26 protein-coding genes are annotated in these 22,096 nt (G+C 68.2%); 14 read left to right on the top strand and 12 right to left on the bottom strand.

Annotated elements, in window-relative coordinates; all coding sequences use genetic code 11:
* Positions 1-183 precede the first annotated feature (183 nt).
* Together DMB80_RS25765 and DMB80_RS25760 are read right to left on the bottom strand one after the other, a co-directional pair.
* Positions 184-1,029, bottom strand: coding sequence for an SDR family oxidoreductase (locus DMB80_RS25765; RefSeq protein WP_046364834.1), 846 nt, complete (start codon positions 1,027-1,029; stop codon positions 184-186).
* A gap of 10 nt (positions 1,030-1,039) precedes the next feature.
* Positions 1,040-1,528 carry an aminoacyl-tRNA deacylase gene (locus tag DMB80_RS25760; protein WP_111512438.1) on the bottom strand — a complete coding sequence of 163 codons (489 nt, stop codon included), beginning with the start codon at positions 1,526-1,528 and terminating at the stop codon, positions 1,040-1,042.
* 240 nt (positions 1,529-1,768) lie between these two features.
* Between DMB80_RS25760 and DMB80_RS25755 the strand changes: the two genes are divergently transcribed.
* Positions 1,769-2,434 (top strand): sigma-70 family RNA polymerase sigma factor, encoded by a 666-nt coding sequence (locus DMB80_RS25755; RefSeq protein WP_205538928.1) that lies wholly within the window; start codon positions 1,769-1,771, stop codon positions 2,432-2,434.
* Positions 2,431-2,745, top strand: coding sequence for a mycothiol system anti-sigma-R factor (rsrA, locus tag DMB80_RS25750; RefSeq protein ID WP_046364818.1), 315 nt, complete (start codon positions 2,431-2,433; stop codon positions 2,743-2,745). Before DMB80_RS25755 ends, rsrA begins: the two co-directional genes overlap by 4 nt.
* Before the next feature lie 85 nt (positions 2,746-2,830).
* On the opposite strand, the gene DMB80_RS28960 is transcribed toward rsrA, so the two are convergent.
* Entirely contained in the window at positions 2,831-2,923 is a 93-nt protein-coding gene (locus tag DMB80_RS28960; protein WP_104863173.1) for a 50S ribosomal protein bL37, read from the bottom strand.
* Positions 2,924-3,047: 124 nt separating this feature from the next.
* On the opposite strand from DMB80_RS28960, the gene DMB80_RS25740 reads away from it, so the two are divergent.
* Complete coding sequence (locus DMB80_RS25740) at positions 3,048-3,263, top strand: biotin/lipoyl-binding carrier protein (RefSeq protein WP_043414713.1); 216 nt, start codon at positions 3,048-3,050, stop codon at positions 3,261-3,263.
* 23 nt (positions 3,264-3,286) lie between these two features.
* Positions 3,287-4,777 (top strand): sensor histidine kinase, encoded by a 1,491-nt coding sequence (locus DMB80_RS25735; RefSeq protein ID WP_111512434.1) that lies wholly within the window; start codon positions 3,287-3,289, stop codon positions 4,775-4,777.
* Between the two features lie 133 nt (positions 4,778-4,910).
* Here the strand turns inward: DMB80_RS25735 and whiB1 are convergent, their stop codons facing one another.
* Both whiB1 and DMB80_RS25725 read right to left on the bottom strand, forming a co-directional pair.
* Positions 4,911-5,165, bottom strand: a complete 255-nt coding sequence (whiB1, locus tag DMB80_RS25730; protein WP_046364816.1) for a transcriptional regulator WhiB1 — start codon at positions 5,163-5,165, stop codon at positions 4,911-4,913.
* A 268-nt stretch (positions 5,166-5,433) separates the two neighbouring features.
* Positions 5,434-6,390 carry a diacylglycerol/lipid kinase family protein gene (locus DMB80_RS25725; RefSeq protein WP_111512433.1) on the bottom strand — a complete coding sequence of 319 codons (957 nt, stop codon included), beginning with the start codon at positions 6,388-6,390 and terminating at the stop codon, positions 5,434-5,436.
* Between the two features lie 92 nt (positions 6,391-6,482).
* Between DMB80_RS25725 and aroQ the strand changes: the two genes are divergently transcribed.
* The gene (aroQ, locus tag DMB80_RS25720; RefSeq protein ID WP_046364814.1) at positions 6,483-6,926 is read left to right on the top strand and encodes a type II 3-dehydroquinate dehydratase; all 444 of its coding nucleotides are present in this window, start codon (positions 6,483-6,485) and stop codon (positions 6,924-6,926) included.
* Positions 6,923-7,336 carry a hypothetical protein gene (locus DMB80_RS25715; RefSeq protein ID WP_111512432.1) on the top strand — a complete coding sequence of 138 codons (414 nt, stop codon included), beginning with the start codon at positions 6,923-6,925 and terminating at the stop codon, positions 7,334-7,336. Before aroQ ends, DMB80_RS25715 begins: the two co-directional genes overlap by 4 nt.
* Here the strand turns inward: DMB80_RS25715 and DMB80_RS25710 are convergent.
* The 3 genes from DMB80_RS25710 to DMB80_RS25700 are packed head-to-tail and all read right to left on the bottom strand — an operon-like array spanning position 7,285 to position 9,480.
* A complete protein-coding gene (locus DMB80_RS25710; protein WP_111512431.1) occupies positions 7,285-7,779 on the bottom strand; it encodes a GNAT family N-acetyltransferase in 495 nt (164 codons plus the stop codon). The two genes, DMB80_RS25715 and DMB80_RS25710, sit on opposite strands and share 52 nt — an antisense overlap.
* Positions 7,772-8,872 carry an isochorismate synthase gene (locus tag DMB80_RS25705; protein ID WP_111512430.1) on the bottom strand — a complete coding sequence of 367 codons (1,101 nt, stop codon included), beginning with the start codon at positions 8,870-8,872 and terminating at the stop codon, positions 7,772-7,774. The genes DMB80_RS25710 and DMB80_RS25705 overlap by 8 nt, the downstream gene beginning before the upstream one ends.
* Complete coding sequence (locus tag DMB80_RS25700) at positions 8,869-9,480, bottom strand: acid phosphatase (protein WP_111512437.1); 612 nt, start codon at positions 9,478-9,480, stop codon at positions 8,869-8,871. The genes DMB80_RS25705 and DMB80_RS25700 overlap by 4 nt, the downstream gene beginning before the upstream one ends.
* An 83-nt stretch (positions 9,481-9,563) precedes the next feature.
* Here DMB80_RS25700 and DMB80_RS25695 point away from each other — a divergent pair, with 83 nt between their 5' ends.
* The 3 genes from DMB80_RS25695 (at position 9,564) to DMB80_RS25685 (ending at position 12,801) form a co-directional block, all read left to right on the top strand.
* Positions 9,564-10,367 (top strand): ParA family protein, encoded by an 804-nt coding sequence (locus DMB80_RS25695; protein WP_046364810.1) that lies wholly within the window; start codon positions 9,564-9,566, stop codon positions 10,365-10,367.
* A gap of 125 nt (positions 10,368-10,492) precedes the next feature.
* Positions 10,493-11,455, top strand: coding sequence for an IS481 family transposase (locus tag DMB80_RS25690; RefSeq protein ID WP_420812236.1), 963 nt, complete (start codon positions 10,493-10,495; stop codon positions 11,453-11,455).
* Between the two features lie 263 nt (positions 11,456-11,718).
* Complete coding sequence (locus DMB80_RS25685; protein ID WP_111512428.1) at positions 11,719-12,801, top strand: IS110 family RNA-guided transposase; 1,083 nt, start codon at positions 11,719-11,721, stop codon at positions 12,799-12,801.
* Positions 12,802-12,888: 87 nt separating this feature from the next.
* Here the strand turns inward: DMB80_RS25685 and DMB80_RS25680 are convergent, their stop codons facing one another.
* Positions 12,889-14,103, bottom strand: coding sequence for an Rv3212 family protein (locus DMB80_RS25680; RefSeq protein WP_111512427.1), 1,215 nt, complete (start codon positions 14,101-14,103; stop codon positions 12,889-12,891).
* Positions 14,104-14,109: 6 nt separating this feature from the next.
* Positions 14,110-15,603: a DEAD/DEAH box helicase gene (locus tag DMB80_RS25675; RefSeq protein WP_111512426.1), complete on the bottom strand. Its 1,494-nt coding sequence runs from the start codon at positions 15,601-15,603 to the stop codon at positions 14,110-14,112.
* A gap of 263 nt (positions 15,604-15,866) precedes the next feature.
* Here DMB80_RS25675 and DMB80_RS25670 point away from each other — a divergent pair, with 263 nt between their 5' ends.
* Positions 15,867-16,577, top strand: coding sequence for a ferritin-like fold-containing protein (locus DMB80_RS25670; protein WP_111512425.1), 711 nt, complete (start codon positions 15,867-15,869; stop codon positions 16,575-16,577).
* Positions 16,578-16,583: 6 nt separating this feature from the next.
* On the opposite strand, the gene DMB80_RS25665 is transcribed toward DMB80_RS25670, so the two are convergent.
* Positions 16,584-17,399: an MmpS family transport accessory protein gene (locus DMB80_RS25665; protein ID WP_111512424.1), complete on the bottom strand. Its 816-nt coding sequence runs from the start codon at positions 17,397-17,399 to the stop codon at positions 16,584-16,586.
* Positions 17,400-17,643: 244 nt separating this feature from the next.
* Here DMB80_RS25665 and DMB80_RS25660 point away from each other — a divergent pair, with 244 nt between their 5' ends.
* Positions 17,644-17,904: a DUF3107 domain-containing protein gene (locus DMB80_RS25660; RefSeq protein WP_046366341.1), complete on the top strand. Its 261-nt coding sequence runs from the start codon at positions 17,644-17,646 to the stop codon at positions 17,902-17,904.
* Positions 17,905-17,917: 13 nt separating this feature from the next.
* Here the strand turns inward: DMB80_RS25660 and DMB80_RS25655 are convergent, their stop codons facing one another.
* Positions 17,918-18,598 (bottom strand): HTH-type transcriptional activator FasR, encoded by a 681-nt coding sequence (locus DMB80_RS25655; RefSeq protein WP_111512423.1) that lies wholly within the window; start codon positions 18,596-18,598, stop codon positions 17,918-17,920.
* A gap of 152 nt (positions 18,599-18,750) precedes the next feature.
* On the opposite strand from DMB80_RS25655, the gene DMB80_RS25650 reads away from it, so the two are divergent.
* From DMB80_RS25650 to DMB80_RS25640, 3 genes are all read left to right on the top strand, one after another.
* Entirely contained in the window at positions 18,751-19,785 is a 1,035-nt protein-coding gene (locus DMB80_RS25650; RefSeq protein ID WP_111512436.1) for a DUF3152 domain-containing protein, read from the top strand.
* A gap of 98 nt (positions 19,786-19,883) precedes the next feature.
* The gene (moeZ, locus tag DMB80_RS25645) at positions 19,884-21,062 is read left to right on the top strand and encodes an adenylyltransferase/sulfurtransferase MoeZ (protein WP_111512422.1); all 1,179 of its coding nucleotides are present in this window, start codon (positions 19,884-19,886) and stop codon (positions 21,060-21,062) included.
* A 36-nt stretch (positions 21,063-21,098) separates the two neighbouring features.
* Complete coding sequence (locus DMB80_RS25640; RefSeq protein ID WP_111512421.1) at positions 21,099-21,953, top strand: TIGR02569 family protein; 855 nt, start codon at positions 21,099-21,101, stop codon at positions 21,951-21,953.
* The last annotated feature ends 143 nt before the right edge of the window (positions 21,954-22,096 follow it).

Raw genomic sequence — 22,096 nt, 5'->3', positions numbered from 1 at the left:
CCGTCGCTACGACACGCGCGCCAGTCCCGGCATCCGAGACCAGCACTGACCGAGGAAGCGGCGGCCGCAACGACGGTTGAGGCCGCCGCTTCACCCTGCCCACTTGACAAACCACTCCCCATATCAGCATTCCTGGTCGCCCCAGCGGCGAGATCGCGACCCGGAATGCTATTCCGCGGAATTTCAGGGCTGGGTGTAGCCGGGCGGATTCGCCGAATCCACCCAGAAGTCCACGCCGAGATCGGAACCGGGCACGCAGTCGTAGGCCGACAGATCGGTGACGCCGGACTCCAGCAGCACGTCCTCGCACAGCAGCGTGTTGCCCGTGTAACTCGACGGCTTGGTCAACACCGCGTACGCCGCGTCGGAGTACACCTCGGGCTTGCGTGAGCGCTTCATGGATTCCTCGCCGCCGAGGAGGTTCTGCACCGCTGCGGTGGCCACCATCGTGCGCGGCCACAGCGTGTTCGAGGCGATGCCCGCCTCCCGCATCTCCTCGGCGATACCCAACGCGCACAACGTCATTCCGAACTTCGCCATCATGTACGGCGTCGGCGTGAGCCACTTGGGCTCCAGCAGCACCGGCGGGGACAGCGTCAGGATGTGCGGGTTCTCCCGGCCCTTCATGTGCGGGATGCACGCTTGGGACACCGCATAGGTGCCGCGGACCTGGATGCCGTTCATCAGATCGAACCGCTTGAGCGGGACGTCCTCGATCGAACCGAGGTTGATGGCCGAGGCGTTGTTGACGCAGATGTCGATGCCGCCGAACTGCTCGACCGCGGCCGCAACGGCGGCGGCCACGGAGTCGCCGTCGCGGACGTCACCGACGATCGGCAACGCCTGACCGCCCACCTCTTCGATCTCCTTGGCCGCGGTGTAGATGGTGCCCGGCAGCTTCGGGTGCGGCTCAGCGGTCTTGGCGACCAGCGCGATGTTGGCGCCGTCGGAGGCGACCCGTTTGGCGATCGCCAGACCGATACCGCGGCTAGCTCCGGAGATGAACATCGTTTTTCCCGCAAGTGACATGGGCATCACCCTAGAGCGCGGTGATCTCGGCGGTGACCGCGTTGGTCAGGCGGATCAGATCCCGCGGATCGAGCGCGACGTCGAGACCCCTCTTGCCTGCGCTGCACAGCACCCGGTCCCAGCGCAGCGCCGAGGAGTCCACCACCGTCGGCAGTGGTCTGCGCTGCCCCAGCGGGGAGATCCCACCCAGCACGTATCCGGTCGAGCGCTGCGCCGCGGCCGGGTCCGCCATGGTGGCCTTCGCAGCGCCCAGCGCGGCCGCGGTCGCCTTCAGCGACAGCTTCGACGGCACCGGCAGCACCGCGACGCCCAGGCCCTTCGGCAGCGCCACCACCAGCGTCTTGAAGATCTGCTCGGCGACCACGCCGTCGCGCGCGAGCTCGTCGACCGCCTCGTCGCCGAAGGCTTCAGTGCGGGGATCGTGCCGGTAAGCCAGCACGGTATGGGACACGCCGGCCGCCACCAGGGCTGCGATCGCCGGTGTCGCTGCGCGGGCCACCGGCACAGCGTACGGCGGGCTCGAGGCGTATCCGGGAACACCTCCGCCGCTGCCACTGTTGTCTCGGGGGGAAAGCTGCTGATGTTGCGGGTAGCAGGAAGAAATACGTCAGTCCCGACCTCTAGGATCGTCAGAAGGGGATACATGGTGCCAACGTTGGCCGTAGAGGCTCCGTTGCGTCTGGTGCGTCTGCCGGACCGCCTCGATGGTGCCGCAACAGAAGGGACGGTGTTCCTGAGAATGACTGACACCGACGGGTCGGCCGCCGAGGCCACCCTGGATCCAGACACGAAGCCCGCTGCCGAAGAAACGGACGCCGAGCTGACCGCCCGATTCGAACGGGACGCCATTCCGCTGCTCGATCAGCTTTATGGCGGCGCACTGCGCATGACGCGCAATCCCGCCGACGCCGAGGACCTGCTGCAGGAAACGATGGTCAAGGCCTACGCCGGGTTCCGCTCCTTCCGGGCGGGCACCAACCTCAAGGCGTGGCTCTACCGCATCCTGACCAACACCTACATCAACAGCTACCGCAAGAAGCAGCGCCAGCCGTCGGAATATCCCACCGAGGAGATCACCGACTGGCAGCTGGCGGCCAACGCCGAGCATTCCTCGACAGGGCTGCGGTCCGCCGAGGTGGAGGCGATGGAGATGCTGCCCGACAATGAGATCAAGGAAGCCCTGCAGGCGCTGCCCGAAGAATTCCGGATGGCCGTCTACTACGCCGACGTGGAGGGTTTCCCGTACAAGGAGATCGCCGAGATCATGGATACGCCGATAGGGACGGTGATGTCGCGGCTGCACCGCGGCAGGCGCCAACTGCGCGAGTTGCTGGCCGACGTGGCCCGCGACCGCGGCTTCATCCGGGGCCAGCAGGCCGAAGCCACCCAGGAGGTCACGTCATGAGCGGCACGCAGGGCGCACCCGACGAGGACCGCTGGACCCCGCCGATCGGCCCGATCGATCCCGAGCATCCCGAATGCGCCGCGGTGATCGCCGAGGTCTGGACTCTGCTCGACGGGGAGTGCACCGTCGAGACCCGCGACCGCCTGCGTCACCACCTCGAGGAATGCCCGACGTGCCTTCGGCACTACGGCATCGAGGAACGGGTCAAGAACCTGATCGCCACCAAGTGCAGCGGTGAGCGGGCCCCGGAGAGCCTGCGGGAGCGGCTGCGCATCCAGATCAGTCAGACCACGATCATCCGCGGAGGCTGATCGGGCCCCGATTCAACCTGCCCCACCAACGACGAACCGCCCGGCTCCGATGAGGAGTCCGGGCGGTTCGTCGTTGCTCAGGTGATCAGCGCACTGACTTCGACCCGCAGTTGGGTCGCTTGCCGTGATTGGCCTTGCTGTGCTTCCGATCGCGCTTCTTGCGGCCCCGCTTGGCCATGATCTACCTCCGAATTACTCGACTGATTGCAGCCATTGTCTCACGGGCCGGTTGGTGCTCTGTCCACAGCCGGGTGTGGTTCGATAGACCCGACAAGACGCCGGTGGATGAGTGGGGTTGGAAGATGGCCGAGGACGTTCGCGCGGAAATCGTGGCCAGTGTGCTCGAGGTCGTGGTCAGCGAGGGCGATCAGATCGGTGAAGGCGACACGCTGGTGCTGCTCGAGTCGATGAAGATGGAGATCCCGGTGCTCGCCGAGGTCGCCGGTACGGTCAGCAAGGTCAGCGTCTCCGTCGGCGACGTCATCCAGGCCGGCGATCTCATCGCCGTCATCAGCTAGCTCAGCGACCGCACAGCAGGCGCATGTCCACCCTCGGTGATCTGCTCGCCGAGCACACGATCCTGCCCGGCACCGCCGTCGACCATCTGCACGCCGTCGTCGGCGAGTGGCAACTGTTGGCCGATCTGTCGTTCGCCGACTTCCTGATGTGGGTGCGTCGCGATGACGGTCGCGTGGTGTGCGTCGCTCAGGTCCGGCCTAATACCGCGCCCACCGTGCTGCTGGCCGATGCGGTCGGCACCATCGCCGAGGCTTCGACGGTGCCGATCATCGCGACGGCGTTCGACTCCGGCGCCATCGGGCGCTCCACGATCGACGGGCCCGATGGTGGGACCGGGTTGAACGTCGAAGCCGTCCCGGTCCGCCACGGCTCCCACGTCGTCGCCGTCCTGACCCACCAGACCTCGCTGGCGCCACGTCAGGCCAGCCCGCTGGAGGCTGCCTACGTCGACTGTGCGGCGGACCTGCTGCTGATGCTGTCGGAAGGCACCTTTCCCAACGTCGGCGATCTTGCGATGTCGCGATCGAGTCCGCGCGTCGGCGACGGTTTCATCCGGCTCGACAAGGCCGGGGTCGTCACGTTCGCCAGCCCGAACGCGATCTCGGCGTATCACCGCATGGGGCTGAGCGCCGAACTCGAGGGGCACAACCTCGTCGCAGTCACCCGCCCGCTGATCTCCGATCCCTTCGAGGCGCAGGAACTGGCCAACCATGTGCGCGACTCCCTGGCCGGCGGTTCCAGCATGCGGATGGAGGTCGACGCCGGCGGCGCGGCCGTGCTGCTGCGCACGCTGCCGCTGTTGGCACACGGCGATGCGGTGGGGGCCGCGGTGCTGATCCGGGACGTCACCGAGGTCAAACGCCGCGACAGGGCCCTGCTGTCGAAGGACGCCACGATCCGGGAGATCCATCACCGGGTGAAGAACAACCTGCAGACCGTGGCCGCTCTGCTGCGGCTGCAGGCGCGACGCACCACCAACGCCGAGGGGCGCGAGGCGCTCATCGAGTCGGTCCGCCGGGTGTCGTCCATCGCTCTGGTGCACGACGCGCTGTCGATGTCGGTCGACGAAGAGGTGAACCTCGACCAGGTCATCGACCGCATCCTGCCGATCATGAACGATGTCGCCACCGTGGATTCGCCGATCCGGATCAACCGGGAAGGGGATCTCGGAGTCCTGGACGCTGACCGTGCGACGGCGCTGATCATGGTGATCACCGAGCTCGTGCAGAACGCGATCGAGCACGCATTCGACAGCACGACGGCCGCCGGGTGCGTGACGATACGGTCGGAGCGGTCGGCGCGCTGGCTCGACGTGGTCGTCCACGACGACGGCCGCGGACTGCCCGCAGGCTTCAGCCTCGAGAAGTCCGACCGGCTCGGTCTGCAGATCGTCAGAACCCTGGTGTCAGCCGAACTCGACGGATCGCTGGGGATGCACGACGTGCCCGACGGTGGAACAGACGTGGTGTTGCGGGTGCCGATCGGGCGGCGAGCACGCACGAGCCAATTCTGAAATAGGCCGATCGGATTGTGGCTCAGACTGCCATTCCGCCGTTCGCAATGCGGATAGCTGGCGTGTAATTCATTTCACACAGCAACGGCCCCGACTTTCGTCGGGGCCGTCGGCAGAAGTGCGCGTCGGAGAATCAGACTCCGGAGCGAGCCTTCGTGCGAGCGTTGCGGCGCTTGAGAGCGCGGCGCTCGTCTTCGCTCATGCCGCCCCACACGCCGGCATCCTGGCCGGAGTCCAAAGCCCAGCTCAGGCACTCCGCGGTCACCGGGCAGCGGTTGCACACGAGCTTCGCGTCAGCAATCTGGGCGAGGGCCGGTCCGCTGTTCCCCACCGGGAAGAACAGTTCCGGGTCCTCGTCGCGACAGACCGCCTTGTGGCGCCAATCCATGTGTTCTACTCCTTATCGTGTGCGCAGCGAAGCGCACGAGCTTTTCCTTCGACTGTTAACGCAAGCGCTCCAAATGTTTCTGCGCTGTTGCATCCGATGCTTTCACAGGCTGAACAGATGTCAATAGCAGTTCGTTAACACGTGGGCTATCTCACTACGTCGGACCGTTTTCCGGCCCTCCACTCCGTTGTACTACTCTTAACCCACCTGCGCCCATGAGCGGGCCTGTGAAGTGGCTCCCAATGTGTTCCGGTGCAGGTCAGGGCCGTCAGGAGGCGGCGGGCGCGGCTGGCGCGACCACGGCAAGGGCGTCCGGTACCGCGGTGAACGTCATCTTTTCGCGCTCTCCGATGAAATCCCCGTCGATCTGACATGCGACCGGACCGTCACCGGTCACCGTCAGCCCGGGCAGGTCGTCGTCGCGCACCAGATGCTTGGCCGTCAACCGCGGCTTCTTCGACAACATCTGCCGAACCAGGCGCAGGTTGGCCCAGACGTTCATGCTGGTGGTCGCGAACACGCCGAGCCCGGTCTCGAAGGTGGTGTCCGGATTCGTCCACACCGGGCGGGCATTGGCGTAGGTCCACGGGCTGGAGTTCGACACGAACGCGAAGTGCACACCGCTGATCGGGTCGCGGTCGGGCAGGTGCAGCGTCAGCGAGGGCTCCTCTCGCGCGCTGGCGAGCACCTCCCGGATCGCGACCCGGATGTAGCGCGCCGCTGTCACCTTGCGGCCTTTGGCCCGCTGTTCCTCGACCGCCGCCACCACGGCGCCGTCGACACCCATACCGGCGGTGAACACCCCCCAGCGCTCGCCGCAGTCCATCAGGCCGATACGCCGCCACCGGCGGGTCCGCCGGTACTCCGAGAGCAGATCGACGAGCTGGTTGGTGGCCTCGAGCGGATCAGGACTGATGCCCAGGGCGCGCGCGAACACGTTGGCCGATCCGCCGGGCACGACGCCGACGGCGGGCCCGCGGTTCGTCGGCCCCAGCTCGCCGAGGATCCCGTTGACCACCTCGTTCACCGTGCCGTCGCCGCCGTGCACGATCACCACGTCGACGCCGCCGCGGGCCGCTTCGGCCGCGATCTCGATCGCGTGCCCGCGGTGGTCGGTGTGCGCGACGGACAGCGTGGTCCGGCTCTCCAACGCGTGGGCGAGGAGGTCGCGGCCCGCCGGCGTGGTCGACGTCGCATTCGGGTTCACGATCAGCACAGCACGCACGAGCGCTGAGCCTATCCGTGCCCATCGGTCGGCTGTGAACGCGCTGCGCGCTGTGAGCCGGTGCCGCGGCCCGGTGGCGGTACCGTACCTGCGTGACCGCACGTCGACTGCTGCTGCTCAACGGGCCGAACCTGAACCTGCTGGGCACCCGGCAGCCCGAGGTCTATGGATCGACGACGCTGGCCCAGATCGAGGCGAGGGTCAGCGAGGTGGCCGCCGAACACGATTTGTCGGTGCGGGCGATCCAGAGCAACCACGAGGGCGAACTCGTCGACGCCATCCAGGCGGCCCGCGAGGACTGTGCGGCGATCGTGATCAACCCGGCGGCCTACAGCCACACCTCGGTGGCGATCGCCGACGCCCTGCGCTCGGTCGCGTTGCCGGTCGCCGAAGTGCATCTGAGCAACATCCACGCGCGGGAACAGTTCCGGCACCACTCCTATGTGTCAGCCGTCGCGGAGATGGTGGTCGCCGGTGCCGGCCCGCTCGGCTACGAGATGGCGGTCCGCTATCTGGCGGACAGGCTCGCGCCGTGACGCCCGCACCGGTGCGCGTCGCCGGCGTGATCGCCGGGGTGCAGGGCGCGCTCGCGCTGGTGACGGCCGTCGTCCTGGTCGTGCGGGAAGCCGCAGGCCACCACGAGGATGCGATCAGCGGCTACGGCACCGCGGTGTGGTTCACGGTCATGGGCTCGGCCGTCGCGGCCGCAGGCTGGGCTCTGGTGACCGGCCGGCGGTGGGGGCGTGGCATCGCGGTGTTCGCCAACCTCGTCCTGCTGGGCGTGGCCTGGTACGTGTTCAGCTCCGGCCGACTGGGCTACGCGGTCGCCGTGGCGGCCGCGTCCATCGCCGTGCTGGCGCTGCTGTTCAGCCCCACCGGGCTCGCCTGGTTCACTCAGGCGGATTCGGATGCGAGCGCGGACAATTCGGGGCCCGACACCCGATAGGTGATCCATTCGGTCTGCGGCCGGCCGCCCACTGCGTCGTAGAGGGCGATCGCGTTGGTGTTCCAGTCGAGCACCGCCCAGGTGAGCCGGGTGTAGCCGTTGTCGACACATTCGCGTGCCAGCGCCGCCAACAGTCGGCGGGCCAACCCCCGCCGGCGGTACGCCGGACGGACGAACAGGTCCTCAAGGTAGACGCCGGCCACGCCGTCCCAGGTGGAGAAGTTACGGAACCACAGCGCGCCGCCCGCGGCCTGCCCGTCGACCTCGACCAGCAGGCCGTAGACCACCGGGTTCTCGCCGAAGAGCGCGTCCCGCAGCTGGGCTTCGGTGACGGTGCACTCCGCCGACGCCCGCTCGAAGGCCGCCAGTTCATGGATCATCGCGGTCAACTCGGCCTCGTCGCCCGGCCGCACCGGCCGGATCTCCGTGTCGGTCTCAGTCATCGCGCACTCCCAACGCCGCCAGTATCGTCTTGAATTTCGTTGTCGTCTCGGCCAATTCGTCGTCAGGATCGGATTCGGCGACGATGCCGCCGCCCGAGTGTGCCACTGCCGAACGGCGATCGGCGGACAGCTCAGCGCAGCGGATCGACACCACCCAGCAGCCGTCGCCGCGCTGATCGCACCAGCCCACCGCCCCGGCGTAGAACCCTCGGTCGCCTTCGAGTTCGGTGATCAGTTCCGTCGCGGCGGCCGTCGGGGAGCCACCGACGGCCGGGGTCGGATGCAGGGCGACCGCGAGGTCGAGGGCCGTCGTCGACGCCTGCCTCAGGCGGCCGGAGATCGGGGTGTAGAGGTGCCACACCGCGGCGGTCTTGGTCAGCTGTGGTTGCTCGGCGATCTGCAGGTCCGTGCACAGCGGGTCCAGCGCCTCGCGCAACGCATCCACCACGAGGCGGTGCTCATGCCTGTTCTTGGTCGAATCTGCCAACGCTGCACCGCTTTTCGCGTCGGCATCAGGATCGGCGAGCCGCGGCGCCGAGCCCGCGAAGGGCCGGCACGTGACCTGCTGACCGCGCCGAGCCACCAGAAGTTCCGGGCTCGCGCCGATCAGGGCCGTGCCGGAGTGGCCCTCGCCGGCCGCCGACAGATCGACGAGGAACTTGGCGGCCTGGGCGTCGTTGCCCGCGAGCCGGTGCAGCAGTGTCCGCGCGTCGAGCGGTCCATCGGCGGTCACCGTCACCGCGCGCGCGAGCACCACCTTGTGCAATGCCGTCGCCGGATCCGCGAGCCGCGCCACGGCGAGTGCGACACGGCGCCGGTGCTCCGCGCCATCGGGAGTCGTGGCGGTGATGCGCGTCGCCGGGAGCTCGCGCAACGGCCACGAGGGCAGGTCGGGTGTGAAGCGGATCGTCTGGGGCCGGATCAACGCCGCCGGCTGGCTCAAGTCGAACGGCACCGCCCCGACGATGATCGGCGCGCTGTGCGAGGCGAGCGCGGCGCGCGCGTCGGCGATCCGGGGGAACGCGGTGTGCACGCCATCGGCGACCACCACCTCGTCGGGGCCGGCGAGGACGAACGTCGGCTCACGGGTCACGTGGACACGGCCGGGTCCGGACGACCGGTCAGGCCGAGCGCGCTGAGCTGACGCACCCCGTGTTCGAAGCCGCACACCGCAATCGACACGGCCGGCATCGCGAAGCGGATGCCTTCGTAGACGGGCTGCTCGATCCAGCGGGTGATCACCGCGCGCGAAAAGTGGCCGTGGCCGACGAACACCACGTCGCGTGTCTCCATGTGCTCGAGCGCCACCGCGATCGCGCGGTCGGCGCGCTCGCAGACCGCCGCAGTGGTCTCGCCGCCGGGGCAGCCGTGCGTCCACACCAGCCAGTTGGGCACCGCCTTGCGGATCTCCTCGGTGGTCGTGCCCTCGTAGTCGCCGTAGTCCCATTCGCTGATCAGCGGGTTGACCTCGTCGATGTGAAGCCCCGCCAGTTCCGCGGTAGTCCGTGCACGCACCCGCGGGCTGCTGATCACGAAAGGGTTCTCCAGTCGCAGTGAGACGACGGTCTCGGCGGCGGCCGCGGCCTGCGCCCGCCCGTGCTCGGTGAGCTCGAGCTCGGTGCGTCCGGTGTGCTTTCCGGATTTCGACCATTCGGTCTCGCCGTGGCGAAGCAGGATCAGCCGGTGTTCGAGAAGTGCCACAGTGTCCGATTCTGCCGCACGGCCCCATTTCCGCCGCATGCGCAGCACCACCGAACGGCGCGGTCGGGGCAGGCCGTGCCAAGATGGGTGCTGTGACGCGGGTATTGGCGGTCGCCAATCAAAAGGGTGGGGTCGCCAAAACGACGACGGTGGCCTCGCTGGGTGCGGCGATGGTGGAGATGGGCAAGCGAGTGCTGCTCGTCGACCTCGACCCGCAGGGCTGTCTGACGTTCTCTTTGGGGCAGGACCCCGACAAGCTCGCGGTCTCGGTGCACGAGGTGCTGCTCGGCGACGTCGAGCCCGACGCCGCGCTGGTCGACACCGCGGAGGGGATGACGCTGCTGCCGGCCAACATCGACCTCGCCGGTGCGGAGGCCATGCTGCTGATGCGGGCCGGCCGCGAATACGCGCTGAAGCGGGCACTCGCCAAGCTCAGCGACCGTTTCGACGTGGTGATCATCGACTGCCCCCCGTCGCTGGGCGTGCTGACGCTCAACGGACTGACCGCGGCTGACGAGGTCGTGGTGCCGCTGCAGTGCGAGACACTCGCGCATCGCGGCGTGGGTCAGTTCCTGCGCACCATCAACGACGTGCAGCAGATCACCAACGCCGATCTGAAGCTGCTCGGCGCGCTGCCCACGCTCTACGACGCCCGCACCACGCACAGCCGGGACGTGCTGTTCGACGTCGCCGACCGCTACGGGTTGCCCGTGCTCGCGCCGCCGATCCCACGCACCGTGCGGTTCGCCGAGGCCAGCGCGTCGGGGTCCTCGGTGCTGACGGGCCGCAAGAACAAGGGCGCGGTCGCCTACCGGGAGTTCGCCGAGTCGCTGATCAAGCACTGGAAGAACGGCAAGTCCCTGGCGACCTTCACCCCGGAGGTCTAGCTGTACTGCCCAGGCAGGTTGGTTGAAGCAGTGTGACGACTCGCTGTAGCGGTCGTTGATTGGCGAAGGCCTCCCGTCGTGGAGTGGAGCTGCTACCACTTCACTTCAACGAACGGGAGACCTTCGTGGTCCACGCTAATGCTGTTCTGACTCCGCGCGGGCGGTTGTTGCTGGCGCGTCTGATCGTCGATGAGGGCTGGCCGATCGTTCGGGCAGCCGAGCATTTCCACGTGTCCTGGCCGACGGCCAAGCGGTGGGCGAGCCGGTACGCGGCGATGGGCGCTGCCGGCATGACAGACCGGTCCAGCCGTCCCCATCACAGCCCGAATCGCACACCGCAGCAGCTGGTACGCAAGATCGTCCACCTGCGTTGGCGTCATCGTCTCTCACCGCTGGCGATTGCCTCACGGTTGTCGATGCCAGCCTCGACGGTGCACGCAGTACTGGTCCGGTGTCGGCTCAATCGCCTGTCTCACATTGACGTTCGCACCGGCGAGCCGATCCGTCGGTACGAACATGATCACCCGGGATCGTTGATCCATGTCGATGTCAAAAAGTTGGGCAACATCCCCAGCGGTGGCGGCTGGCGGTTCGTGGGCCGGTCTCAAGGGAAGAAGAATCGACACCTGACTGCCGGGGTGGGTCGCAGCAGACACCGCCAGCCACTGCTGGGACACGCTTTCGTCCACACCGTGATCGATGACCACTCTCGAGTGGCCTACGCCGAGATCCACAACGACGAATCCGCGGTTACCGCGGTGGCCGTCTTGTACCGGGCGGTCGCCTGGTTCGCCGCTCGCGGGGTCACCGTTGAAGCCGTCCTGTCCGACAACGGCGGCTGTTACCGCTCACACGCATGGCGTCACGCGTGCCACGACATGGGCATCAAACACCGCCGAACCCGCCCCTATCGGCCGCAGACCAACGGAAAGATCGAGCGTTTCCACCGCAGCATGGCCGCCGAATGGGCCTTCGCCCGTTTCTATCCCAACGAATCGACAAGGCGATCAGCGCTGCCGGGTTGGCTACACACCTACAATTACTGTGAGTCTTGGCGAGGCTGGTCTGGGACTGGCTGGCAGGGTTAGCGGCGGTCGTCTCGCCTCGGGTTGTGACTCTTACAATCACTCGCCCCCTCGGGTGCGTTTCGGTGGACATGTCCGGCACTGAGGTGAGCGGCCGACGCTGGCCCGGCTCCACCTCGGTGACTTGATCAGAAGACTGCCCCAACCCGTCTGATGGCGGATCGTGGCTCATCACAGTGCTGTCCCGAAGTGACTTCCATCCAGGCCGGCGCCGGCCGCGTCGGCGGCCGGATCTATCCCCGCTACTGGAAGGAAGCCCCGCCACCATGACCATTGTCGCGCATGCTCACCCGTTCGTCATCGGAGTGGACACCCATGCCCGTACCCACACTTTGGCCGTCTTAGTCGCTGCCACTGGCCAATTGGTCGCCACCGATCAGTTCCCAACCACCGATGCGGGCTTACATCGAGCTGTCTCGTGGGCCGCACGCCGCACCGCCGGTGAACTGAGCGCCTTGTGGGTCATCGAAGGTGTCGCATCCTACGGAGCCCGCCTCGCTTCGGCGGTCAACCAAGCTGGTTTCGAGGTTGTGGAGGCAGCTCGAATGGATGCCCGGGCCCATCGCGGTACGGGTAAGTCCGACCCGTTGGATGCCCGCAGGATCGCCGCCGCAGTCCTGTCTCTCGAGCCTGAACAGCTGCGCCGCCCGCGCAGCGACGACGGTATCCGGGCGGCCTTGCGGGTTCTCGTCACTGCTCGTGAGCACATGACGACCGAACGTACCGCGACCGTCAACGCACTTACCGCGTTGTTGCGTGTAGCTGCTTTGGGCTTCGATGCTCGAAAGTCACTGGCGGCCAGCCAGATTAATGAGATCGCCCGTTGGCGCAGTCGTGTCGAGGACGTCGCCACGAGCGCCGCCCGTACCGAAGCGGTCCGGCTGGCTAAACGGGTGGTCGCACTCAACGAGGAACTCACCGCCAACCACACACAGATGACCGAGCTGATCCGCGCCAGTAAGGCCGCTGTACTTCTGGACGAGACCGGCGTTGGCCCTGTCACCGTCGCAGTCGTCTACACCGCCTGGTCACACGCCGGCCGGGTTCGCTCTGAAGCGGCGTTCGCCGCCCTGGCTGGCGTCAATCCAATCCCCGCATCGTCGGGCAACACAATCCGTCACCGACTGAACCGCGGCGGCGACAGGCGGCTTAATCGAGCCTTGCACATGGCCGTTGTTACCCGTATGACCCACGACCCAGACACCCGGGCCTACGTCGAACGCCGCCGCACGGAAGGTCGATCCACCAAGGAGATCCGCCGCTGCCTCAAGCGCTACCTTGCTCGCCACCTCTATCGAAGTCTGCAAAGACTCCATCAAGGGCCCGGGTCCATTCGGCAGGCCGCTTGACAGACATAGAAGAGTCCACCGGCAACACTCAGCGATCGGGAAGGTCCCACCCATCACAAGGTTGACCAACCTGCCTGGGCAGTACATCTAGCCGGAGAGGCCGACGATCTCGCCGCCTCGCTGCTCCACGAGCATCGACCCCACCACGGCCGGCACCACCGGCCCGCGGACCGGCGGTCTTTCCAACGCGATGTGGCGCTCGCCGGCGCTGCTCACGGGATCGAAGACGTCGTAGCCGGTGGTGACCGGCACCAGCAGGCGGCCGGCCATGATCGTCGCCGGTCCCACCGGCTTGTTCGGGCCTGACGCGCCCACGGTGAAGCGGTAGCGAAACCCGTTGGCGGAGAACACCATCACCGAGTCTCCGGTCCACCACGTGATCAGATCCCCGACGCGCGACATCGTCGCGTCGGCCGATGGTGCGCCGGGCACCACGGTGCTGTCGACGGTCGCGCCGGTCTCGTCGACGACGTCCAGTCGGGGCTTCGGGGTGGGCACGTAGAGCGCCGTCGTGGTGTCCGACACCGCCACCACCCGCGCACCGGTGCCGTCGGCGACCCCCTTCTGCGGTACGTACTTCAGCTCGGGGGTGTCCTCTTCGTCGGACGGCCGCAGCAGCGTCAGCCGCAGATCCGGTGTGTCGGGGCACGCTTCGAGCACCGACACCGCCGACGAACTCGCCGCGGCCGAGGTGAATCGGCACCGCGGCGACGCCGGCTTGCCGGGGTTCAGCGGCGCGTCGAGGGCGCCGTAGCTGAGCATCCGCACCATGTCCGAACGCCACATCTCCAGCCGGGTGTCCCCGGCGGACAGCACCGTGGTGCCGTCGCCGGACAGTGTCACCTGCTTGTCGGCGTAGCTGGTCCGGCTGGGGCCGCGCATCCCGGTGCGGGCGTCCACGGTGCTGACCTGCCCGCACCCCCGCACGTCGGGGTAGACGGCCACCGCGTAGTTGTAGACCCACGTGACCCCGCACAGGTCGAGGTCGCGGGTGTAGCTCCACACGGTGTTGCCGGTGGCCGGGTCGCGGCCCTCCATGGTGCGACCGTCGCCGGTGACCACCGCGCCGGCGACGACGAGCGGTTGACCGGTCCTGGCGCTGGGCGCGGTCCACACCTGGCGCAGCGCCTGCGGGACCGCGGTGGCGGGGGTGAGGGTGGGCACCGGTACCGCCGCGGGCCTACTGATCGTGGCCCGGGCGTCACTGGTCCACCAGATGACCGCTGCGACGAGCGCGACGACGGCGGCGATCGCCACCGCCGCCACCACATCTGCCCGGGTGCGGCGCTCGGGTCTGACCATGCGGCGCTAGTTGGCGGCCGCGGCCTTGTTCGGCCGGCGCCGACGGCGACGCCGCGGAGCGCGGGTGGCCTCGCCCGCATCGCCTGCCGGTGCGTCGGCTTCCGCGCCCGCCGGCTGCTCAGCCGTCTCGGGGTGGGCCCCGACGGGCTCGCCGCCGCGGGTACGACGCCGGCTGCGGTTGCGGGCCGGCCGCTCGGTGCGCTCGCGGGGCTCGCGGGCCTCGCGGGCCTCGCGAGCGGGCTTGTCGCTGCTGCGGGTCGGCTTGCCGATCGAGCCGCCGGCATCGGTCGGGATGTTCAGCTCTTCGTACAGGTGCGGTGAGCTCGAGTAGGTCTCGGCGGGATCGGGAGTCTCCAGACCGAGCGCCTTGTCGATCATCGACCAGCGGGGCAGCTCGTCCCAGTCCACCAGCGTCACGGCGATGCCGGTCTTGCCGGCGCGGCCGGTGCGACCGATGCGGTGCACGTAGGCCTGCTCGTCCTCGGGGATCTGGAAGTTGATGACGTGGGTGATGTCGTCGATGTCGATACCGCGCGCGGCGACATCGGTGGCGACGAGCACGTCGACGTCGCCGGTGCGGAACGACTTGAGAGCCTTCTCGCGGGCGCCCTGGCCGAGGTCACCGTGCACGGCGCCGACCTTGAAGCCGCGCTCGGCGAGTTCGTCGGCGACCTTCTGAGCGGTGCGCTTCGTGCGGGTGAAGATCATCGTCGCGCCGCGGCCGTCGGCCTGCAGGATGCGGCTGACCATCTCGACCTTGTCCAGCGCGTGCGCCCGGTAGGCGAACTGCTCGGTGGTGTCGTGGGTGGCCGAGCCCTGAACGCCCTCGGCGCGGATGTGCGTCGGCTGCGTCATGAACGTGCGGGCCAGCGTGATGATCGGGTCTGGCATCGTGGCCGAGAAGAGCATTGCCTGACGCTGCGCGGGGAGCTGCTTGAGGATGCGCTCGATGTCGGGCAGGAAGCCGAGGTCGAGCATCTCGTCGGCCTCGTCGAGGACCAGCGTCGACAGGCCGCCGAGCTGCAGGTGACCCTGCTGCGCGAGGTCGAGCAGCCGGCCCGGGGTACCGACGACGACGTCGACACCCTTCTGCAGCGCCTCGATCTGCGGCTCGTACGGGCGGCCTCCGTAGATCGCGGTCACGGTCAGCTTGCGGGACTCGTCCGCCCGGAGGTACTTGGCCGCGCCGACGAGGTCTTCGTAGACCTGGATGCACAGCTCACGGGTGGGGACGACGACCAGGGCCCGGGGGATGCCGGTCAGCGGCCGCTCGGTGTCGGTGGTGATCCGGTGCAGCAGCGGCACGCCGAAGGCGAACGTCTTGCCCATGCCGGTGCGGGCCTGGCCGATCAGATCGTCGCCGGCGAGCGCCAGCGGAAGCGTCAGCTCCTGGATCGCGAAGGCGTGTTCGATGCCGTTCTCGGCGAGGGCGCGCACGATCTCGTCGCGCACCCCCAGCTCGGCGAACGTCGGAGTGGGATGCGGGGTAACGGGTGTCATAGAGGGAGAGACCTTTCACTTGTCATCTCATGCGTTTCCACGCGCGCACGAGTTGAGAAGTGAACTTCGCTGCGGCCCAGCATCATCGGGGCCGGCCTGCGGTAACTCGGACTGTGCACGCACATTGCCACGGTGCCTGCGGCGTGTCACACGCCAGCCCTGACCTGGATCGATCGGTCGGCCGATCCGCCGACACCGGGTTCCATGCTAGCTGGTCGGCCGGTGCTCAGTCACATTCCACGCTGCGGTCTACAGTTGCAGCCATGACTTCCACGCCGCCGGCGGCCTCTGCATCTGCTCCTGCAGCGCAGCCGAGTGCCTCGGCCGCGGCACTGCCCGCCGACCATCCCGGCGTCGTCGAATTGTTCGCTCTGCTGGCATACGGCGAGGTCGCAGCGTTCTACCGGCTGACCGAGGAAGCGCGGATGGCGCCGAACCTGCGGGGCCGGATCAACATGGCCAGCATGGCCGCCGCGGAGATGAACCACTACGAGGTGCTCCGCGACGAGCTGGAGCGCCGCGGGGTCGACGTGGTGCCGGCGATGACGCGCTACGCCTCCGCCCTGGAGAACTATCACCGCCTGACCACCCCGAGTACCTGGCTCGAGGCGCTGGTCAAGACCTACGTCGGTGACGCGCTGGCCGCCGACTTCTATCTCGAGATCGCGGACGCGATGCCCGGCGCGGTCGCCGACGTCGTCCGGTCCGTGCTGTCGGAGACCGGCCACTCGCAGTTCGTGGTGGCCGAGGTGCGGTCAGCCGTGACGGCCAGCGACCGGCAGCGCCACCGGCTGGCGTTGTGGTCGCGGCGGCTCCTCGGGGAGGCGATCACGCAGGCCCAGTACGTGATGGCCGACCACGACGAGCTCGTCGACCTGGTGATGTCGGCCGGCGGGCTGTCGCAGATCACCGAGTTCTTCGATCGGCTGCAGCAGACACACAGCACCCGGATGCAGGAGTTGGGCCTGGCCTGAGGAAGGTCAGCGGGTGCAGTTGGTGATGATCGAGTTGCCGTTCTGCGCTGCGATCACCGCGCCGTTGGCGTCGAGGACTTCGCAGTTCAGCTGACCGGTCACGCTGGTTCCCGTCACCGAGCTCAGCGTCACGCCGGGATCCAGCGTGATCGTCTTGGACCAGGGCAGTGCGACGTTGACGTCGGTCTGCAGCGCGCCCTGTGCGTCGGTGTAGATGATGGTGACCAGGTCGAGCAGACCCTTGGTGCCGGTGATGCGGTAGGTCACCGTACCGGGGACGGCTGACGCCGGCGGGGGAGCGGCCTGCGGTGCGGGCAGCAGCGGCGCAGCAGGTGCGGGGGCCGGTATCTGGGCGGTCGGGGTCGGCGTCGGCGAGATCGTGGTGACCGTCTCGGCGGGTAGCGACGGCTGGACGGGAGGCGCGGGTGCCGCCACGCGCGGCGTGGCTGAGGGCTCGGGTGCCGACGTGGTGCTCGGATCCTGGGACGCGACCGTCGCCGACACCGAACCGCTGTCCCCGCCGCCGAGGATCATGCTGGCCATGATCACCGCGATGAACAGGACGGCGCCGGCCACCCCGGCGATCCACATCCAGCGCCGGTCGATGCGCGCCTCGTCGAGGTAGTCCTCGTAGTCGGCATCGAAGTCGGCGTCGTAATCGGCGTCGTAGTCCTCGTCGGCGTCGCGCGGATAGACGTCGGTGTCGTGGTCGGTCACGTCCGAGTCGCCGTACCGGTCGTAGCGGCTGCGCCCGCGCGGGCTACGGATGCGCTCGGTCGGCGTCAGGGCGTACGGCGATTGTGCGGTGTATGGCCTGTTCATCCAGCTGTCCCAGTCGTTGCTTCTCAACGTTGCGGGGCCGATGCTACGAACACTCCAGTGACGGGTGGGGCTGACGCGCCTGCTGTGGCGATCACGGTCGGGACTCGTTTCGGTCGCTGCGCCGTTGCACACACCGCCGACTGCAGATGCCGCGTTCGCTGACCGCGTAGGTCCCGGGCACGCACGCCCCCGACGTTGTCCACTAGCCTCCAGGGGAGAGTTTCGACGACAGAAGGGTTCCACTGTGGAGGTCAAGATCGGTGTCACCGACAGCCCGCGCGAGCTGATCATCAACAGCGCGCAGACGCCGGCCGAGGTGGAGAAACTGGTCACCGACGCGCTGGAGGCGGGCTCGGGCGTGCTGGCCCTCACCGACGAGAAGGGTCGGCGCTACCTGGTGCAGGCGGCTCGCATCGCCTACGTCGAGATCGGTGCCGCCGATGCGCGCCGGGTCGGGTTCGGTGTGGGCGCCGTGGGTGCCGAGGTGACACGGACCGCCGGCTGACGCCGGCAGGTCCTCAGGAGCGCGTCAGGGGGACGTGCGACAGCCCGCCCCAGATGAACGCGACGGTGCCCTCGACCGCATCGTCCTTGGCGATCGGCCGCTCGTTGTTGAGCCAGTAGCGCGCCGAGTCGACGCTGATGCTGACCAGCCCCACGGCGATCATCCGAGCGCGGTGCGGCTCGAGCCCCGAATCGTGGCTGATGAGGTCGAACACCGCGTCGGTGCACGCCTCGGTGGCCACCTTCACCTGGGCCGCCACCTGCGGCTCGGTGACGTAGTCGTTCTCGAAGATCAGCCGGTAGCCCTGGCTGTCGTGCTCGATGAAATCGAAGAACGCCTCGACCGCGGCACGCACCCGCTGCCTGTTGTCGGTCGTGGTGCGCAGCGCCTGCCGCACCCCGGAGACCAGGTTGTCGACGTGACGCTGCAGCACCGCCAGGTACAGCTCCACCTTCGAGGTGAAGTGTTGGTACAGCACGGGTTTGCTGACGCCCGCCCGCTCGGCGATCTCGTCCATGCCCGCCGCGTGGTAGCCACGGTCGACGAAAACTTCGCTCGCCGCGATCAGCAGCTGCCCGCGACGCTCGTCGCGGGGCAGGCGATTGCCACGTTTGGCTGTGCCGGCGCTGGACGGCCCCGTACTGCTGGCCGGCTGCCCACCGCGCCGCTGCGCCGTTCGGGCGAGTTCGCTCATCAGACCCTCGAGTTCTACTGCCGGCGAATGTGCCGTCGTGAGTTCGGTTCCGACGACCTTACTACCGTTAGCTGCTCCCAGTCGGGAGGACATCGACCCGGCCACAGGCGCGCCGAAGGCGCCTGCCAGGCAACCTGTGTCATCCTGTGTCGGTGACCTACGACCCGGGGCATCGCGGGAACGGTCGCGCTCCCGTGCTCCGCGACGAATGGCGCGAACCGCTGCGCGCGCAGCGCGATCCGCTGGCCGAAGACTCCGGACGGTCCCGATCCAACCGCGACGACCACCAGCGCTGGCGCAAGCAGACCTGGCTCGGACGGTTCGTGTCCACCTACGGCTGGCGCGCCTATGCGCTACCCCTGCTCGTCGTGCTGACGGCCGTCGTCGTCTACCAGACGATCACCGGCGCCACCGTCGCTCCGCCGGTGGCCGAGGGCGAAGGGCCGGTGCAGGGCCCGCCGACCATCGGCATGGCCAGCACCGCGATCATCGGTGCCCCGCCCAAGGGGCTGACCCAGTTCGACGCCAACCTGCCGACCGGCATCCTGCCCGAGGGCGGCCCCTTCACCGAGGCCGGCGCGCGCACCTGGCACGTCGTCCCCGGCACCTCGCCGCAGGTGGGTCAGGGCACCGACAAGGTGTTCAGTTACACCGTCGAGGTCGAGGACGGCGTCGACACCACGTCCTTCGGCGGAGACGACGGCTTCGCCCGCATGGTCAGCGAAACGCTGGCCAATCCGAAGAGCTGGACCCACAATCCGCAATTCGGGTTCGTCCGCGTCGACGACACCTCCGGGGTGCAGCCGGACTTCCGGGTGTCGCTCACCTCACCCATGACCGTCCGTGAGGGCTGCGGGTACGACATCCAGCTCGAAGCGTCCTGCTACAACCCGGCCTACGACGGTCAGCCGCGTGTGTTCATCAACGAAGCGCGCTGGGTCCGTGGCGCGGTGCCGTTCCAGGGCGACATCGGTTCCTACCGGCAGTACGTCATCAATCACGAGGTCGGTCACGCGATCGGCTATCCCCGTCACGAGCAGTGCGCGGTCAGTGGCGAGCTGGCGCCGGTGATGATGCAGCAGACCTTCTCGACCAGCAACAACGACGCCGCGCGGTTCGACCCCGGTACGGTCACCCCGGACGGGAAAACCTGCCGGTTCAACCCGTGGCCCTATCCGATCGCCTGACCGGTTCTCCGGGCTATCCGGGAAGGGTCGGGCCCTCGTTGCTGTTGCACTCTCATACCTGTTGAGATGGGTGTCGTAAGCCAACCAAGGAGAGTCCGGTGTCCTCACCGCTGCCACCGCTGGTCGAGCCAGCCGCTGAACTGACCCGCGACGAGGTCGCCCGCTACAGCCGACACCTGATCATTCCCGACCTCGGCCTGGACGGGCAGAAGCGGCTGAAGAACGCCCGGGTGCTGGTGATCGGTGCCGGCGGCCTCGGCTCGCCGACACTGCTGTACCTCGCGGCCGCCGGAGTCGGCACGATCGGCATCGTCGAGTTCGACGTCGTCGACGAGTCCAACCTGCAGCGGCAGATCATCCACGGCCAGTCCGACATCGGCCGCTCCAAGGCCGAGAGCGCCAAGGACTCGATCCTCGAGGTGAACCCGCTCGTCGAGGTGATCCTGCACGAGGTCCGGCTCGAGCCGGAGAACGCTGTCGAGATCTTCAGCGATTACGACCTCATCCTCGACGGCACCGACAACTTCGCGACCCGCTACCTGGTCAACGATGCCGCCGTGCTCGCGGGGAAGCCGTACGTGTGGGGATCGATCTACCGCTTCGAAGGTCAGGTGTCGGTGTTCTGGGAGGACGCGCCCGACGGCTTGGGCCTGAACTACCGCGACCTGTACCCCGAGCCCCCGCCGCCGGGAATGGTCCCGTCGTGCGCCGAGGGTGGCGTGCTGGGCATCCTGTGCGCCTCGATCGCCTCGGTGATGGGTACCGAAGCGATCAAGCTGATCACCGGCATCGGTGAGCCGCTGCTGGGCCGGCTGATGGTGTACGACGCGCTGGACATGACGTACCGGACGATCAAGATCCGCAAGGATCCGGCGACTCCGAAGATCACCGAGCTGATCGACTACGAGGAGTTCTGCGGCGTGGTCTCCGAGGCCGCGGCCGAGGCTGCTGCCGAGTCGACGATCACCCCGCGCGAGCTGGCCGAGCTGCTGGACTCGGGGAAGCCGTTGGCGCTGATCGATGTTCGCGAACCCGTGGAGTGGGACATCAACCACATCGATGGTGCGCAGCTGATCCCCAAGGGCGCCTTCGAATCCGGGGAGGCGCTGTCGAAGCTGACCGTCGACCGCACACCGGTGTTCTACTGCAAGACCGGGGTGCGCTCCGCGGAGGTCCTGGCGATCGTCAAGAAGGCCGGCTTCTCCGACGCGATGCACGTCCAAGGCGGAATCGTGGCGTGGGGTAAGCAACTCGAACCCGACATGGTGATGTACTAACGCGGGGTTGGCGTCCGCGGCAATTACGCTGATGCGGTGACCTTCGAGCGCCCACCCGAGCATGTCCTCACGGCCTTCGGGCTGTCCGGAGTGCAGCCGGTGCCGCTCGGTTCCAGCTGGGAGGGTGGCTGGCGCTGCGGTGAGGTTGTGCTGTCGATGGTGGCCGACCACGCCCGCGCGGCCTGGTCGGCGAAGGTGCGGGAGACGTTGTTCGTCGACGGCATCCGGCTGGCGCGGCCCGTGCGCTCCACCGACGGGCGCTACGTCGTCGCCGGGTGGCGCGCCGACACCTACGTGGCGGGCACCCCGGAGCCACGTCACGACGAGGTGGTCTCGGCTGCTGTCCGGCTGCACGAGGCCACCGCGACGCTGGAGCGGCCGCGTTTCCTGACGCAGCCGCCGGTGGCGCCCTGGGCGGACGTGGAGGTCTTCATCGCCGCCGACCGCGCAGCGTGGGAGGAACGTCCTCTGCACTCGCTGCCGCCGGGCGCCCGCGTGGCCCCCGGAACGGCCGACGGGCAGAAGTCGGTCGACCTGATCAACCAGCTGGCCGCGCTGCGCAGGCCGACGAAGAGCCCGAGTCAGCTGGTGCACGGGGATCTCTACGGCACAGTGCTTTTCGCGGGTACCGCGGCCCCCGGCATCACCGACATCACGCCGTACTGGCGGCCGCCGGCCTGGGCGGCGGGGGTCGTGGTGGTCGACGCGCTGGCGTGGGGAGAGGCCGACGACGCTCTTGTCGAGCGGTGGGAGGCCCTGCCGGAGTGGCCGCAGATGTTGTTGCGGGCCTTGCTGTTCCGCCTCGCCGTGCACGCACTGCATCCGCGGTCGACGGCGGCGGCCTTCCCGGGCCTGGCCCGGACGGCGGCTCTGGTTCGCCTGGCGGTCTGACGTACGGCTCTCGTCCCGCGGAATAGACGGTATGGGGAGGCTGGGGCCTCACCACATGTGAACGTGGGTTGCCGTCAGGAATTGGGTCCTGGCCGGTAGAGCCACAACTGTGGGAGGCCCCAGTGAAGATTCAGCGTACGAGT

This window comes from Mycobacterium kyogaense (genome assembly GCF_003254575.1).
In the GTDB taxonomy this organism is placed as follows: Bacteria; Actinomycetota; Actinomycetes; order Mycobacteriales; family Mycobacteriaceae; genus Mycobacterium; species Mycobacterium kyogaense.
This window is presented reverse-complemented; position numbering and strand designations above follow the sequence as displayed.

Excerpts from the sequence above, each read along its gene's own strand:
- DMB80_RS25655 (WP_111512423.1), bottom strand. The coding sequence starts at position 18,598 with ATGAGCGAACTCGCCCGAACGGCGCAGCGGCGCGGTGGGCAGCCGGCC.
- DMB80_RS25710 (WP_111512431.1), bottom strand. The coding sequence starts at position 7,779 with ATGACTGAGACCGACACGGAGATCCGGCCGGTGCGGCCGGGCGACGAG.
- DMB80_RS25735 (WP_111512434.1), top strand. The coding sequence starts at position 3,287 with ATGTCCACCCTCGGTGATCTGCTCGCCGAGCACACGATCCTGCCCGGC.
- DMB80_RS25680 (WP_111512427.1), bottom strand. The coding sequence starts at position 14,103 with ATGGTCAGACCCGAGCGCCGCACCCGGGCAGATGTGGTGGCGGCGGTG.
- DMB80_RS25740 (WP_043414713.1), top strand. The coding sequence starts at position 3,048 with ATGGCCGAGGACGTTCGCGCGGAAATCGTGGCCAGTGTGCTCGAGGTC.
- DMB80_RS25685 (WP_111512428.1), top strand. The coding sequence starts at position 11,719 with ATGACCATTGTCGCGCATGCTCACCCGTTCGTCATCGGAGTGGACACC.
- rsrA (WP_046364818.1), top strand. The coding sequence starts at position 2,431 with ATGAGCGGCACGCAGGGCGCACCCGACGAGGACCGCTGGACCCCGCCG.
- DMB80_RS25670 (WP_111512425.1), top strand. The coding sequence starts at position 15,867 with ATGACTTCCACGCCGCCGGCGGCCTCTGCATCTGCTCCTGCAGCGCAG.
- DMB80_RS25675 (WP_111512426.1), bottom strand. The coding sequence starts at position 15,603 with ATGACACCCGTTACCCCGCATCCCACTCCGACGTTCGCCGAGCTGGGG.
- whiB1 (WP_046364816.1), bottom strand. The coding sequence starts at position 5,165 with ATGGATTGGCGCCACAAGGCGGTCTGTCGCGACGAGGACCCGGAACTG.
- DMB80_RS25665 (WP_111512424.1), bottom strand. The coding sequence starts at position 17,399 with ATGAACAGGCCATACACCGCACAATCGCCGTACGCCCTGACGCCGACC.
- DMB80_RS25695 (WP_046364810.1), top strand. The coding sequence starts at position 9,564 with ATGGGTGCTGTGACGCGGGTATTGGCGGTCGCCAATCAAAAGGGTGGG.
- DMB80_RS25755 (WP_205538928.1), top strand. The coding sequence starts at position 1,769 with ATGACTGACACCGACGGGTCGGCCGCCGAGGCCACCCTGGATCCAGAC.
- DMB80_RS28960 (WP_104863173.1), bottom strand. The coding sequence starts at position 2,923 with ATGGCCAAGCGGGGCCGCAAGAAGCGCGATCGGAAGCACAGCAAGGCC.
- DMB80_RS25765 (WP_046364834.1), bottom strand. The coding sequence starts at position 1,029 with ATGTCACTTGCGGGAAAAACGATGTTCATCTCCGGAGCTAGCCGCGGT.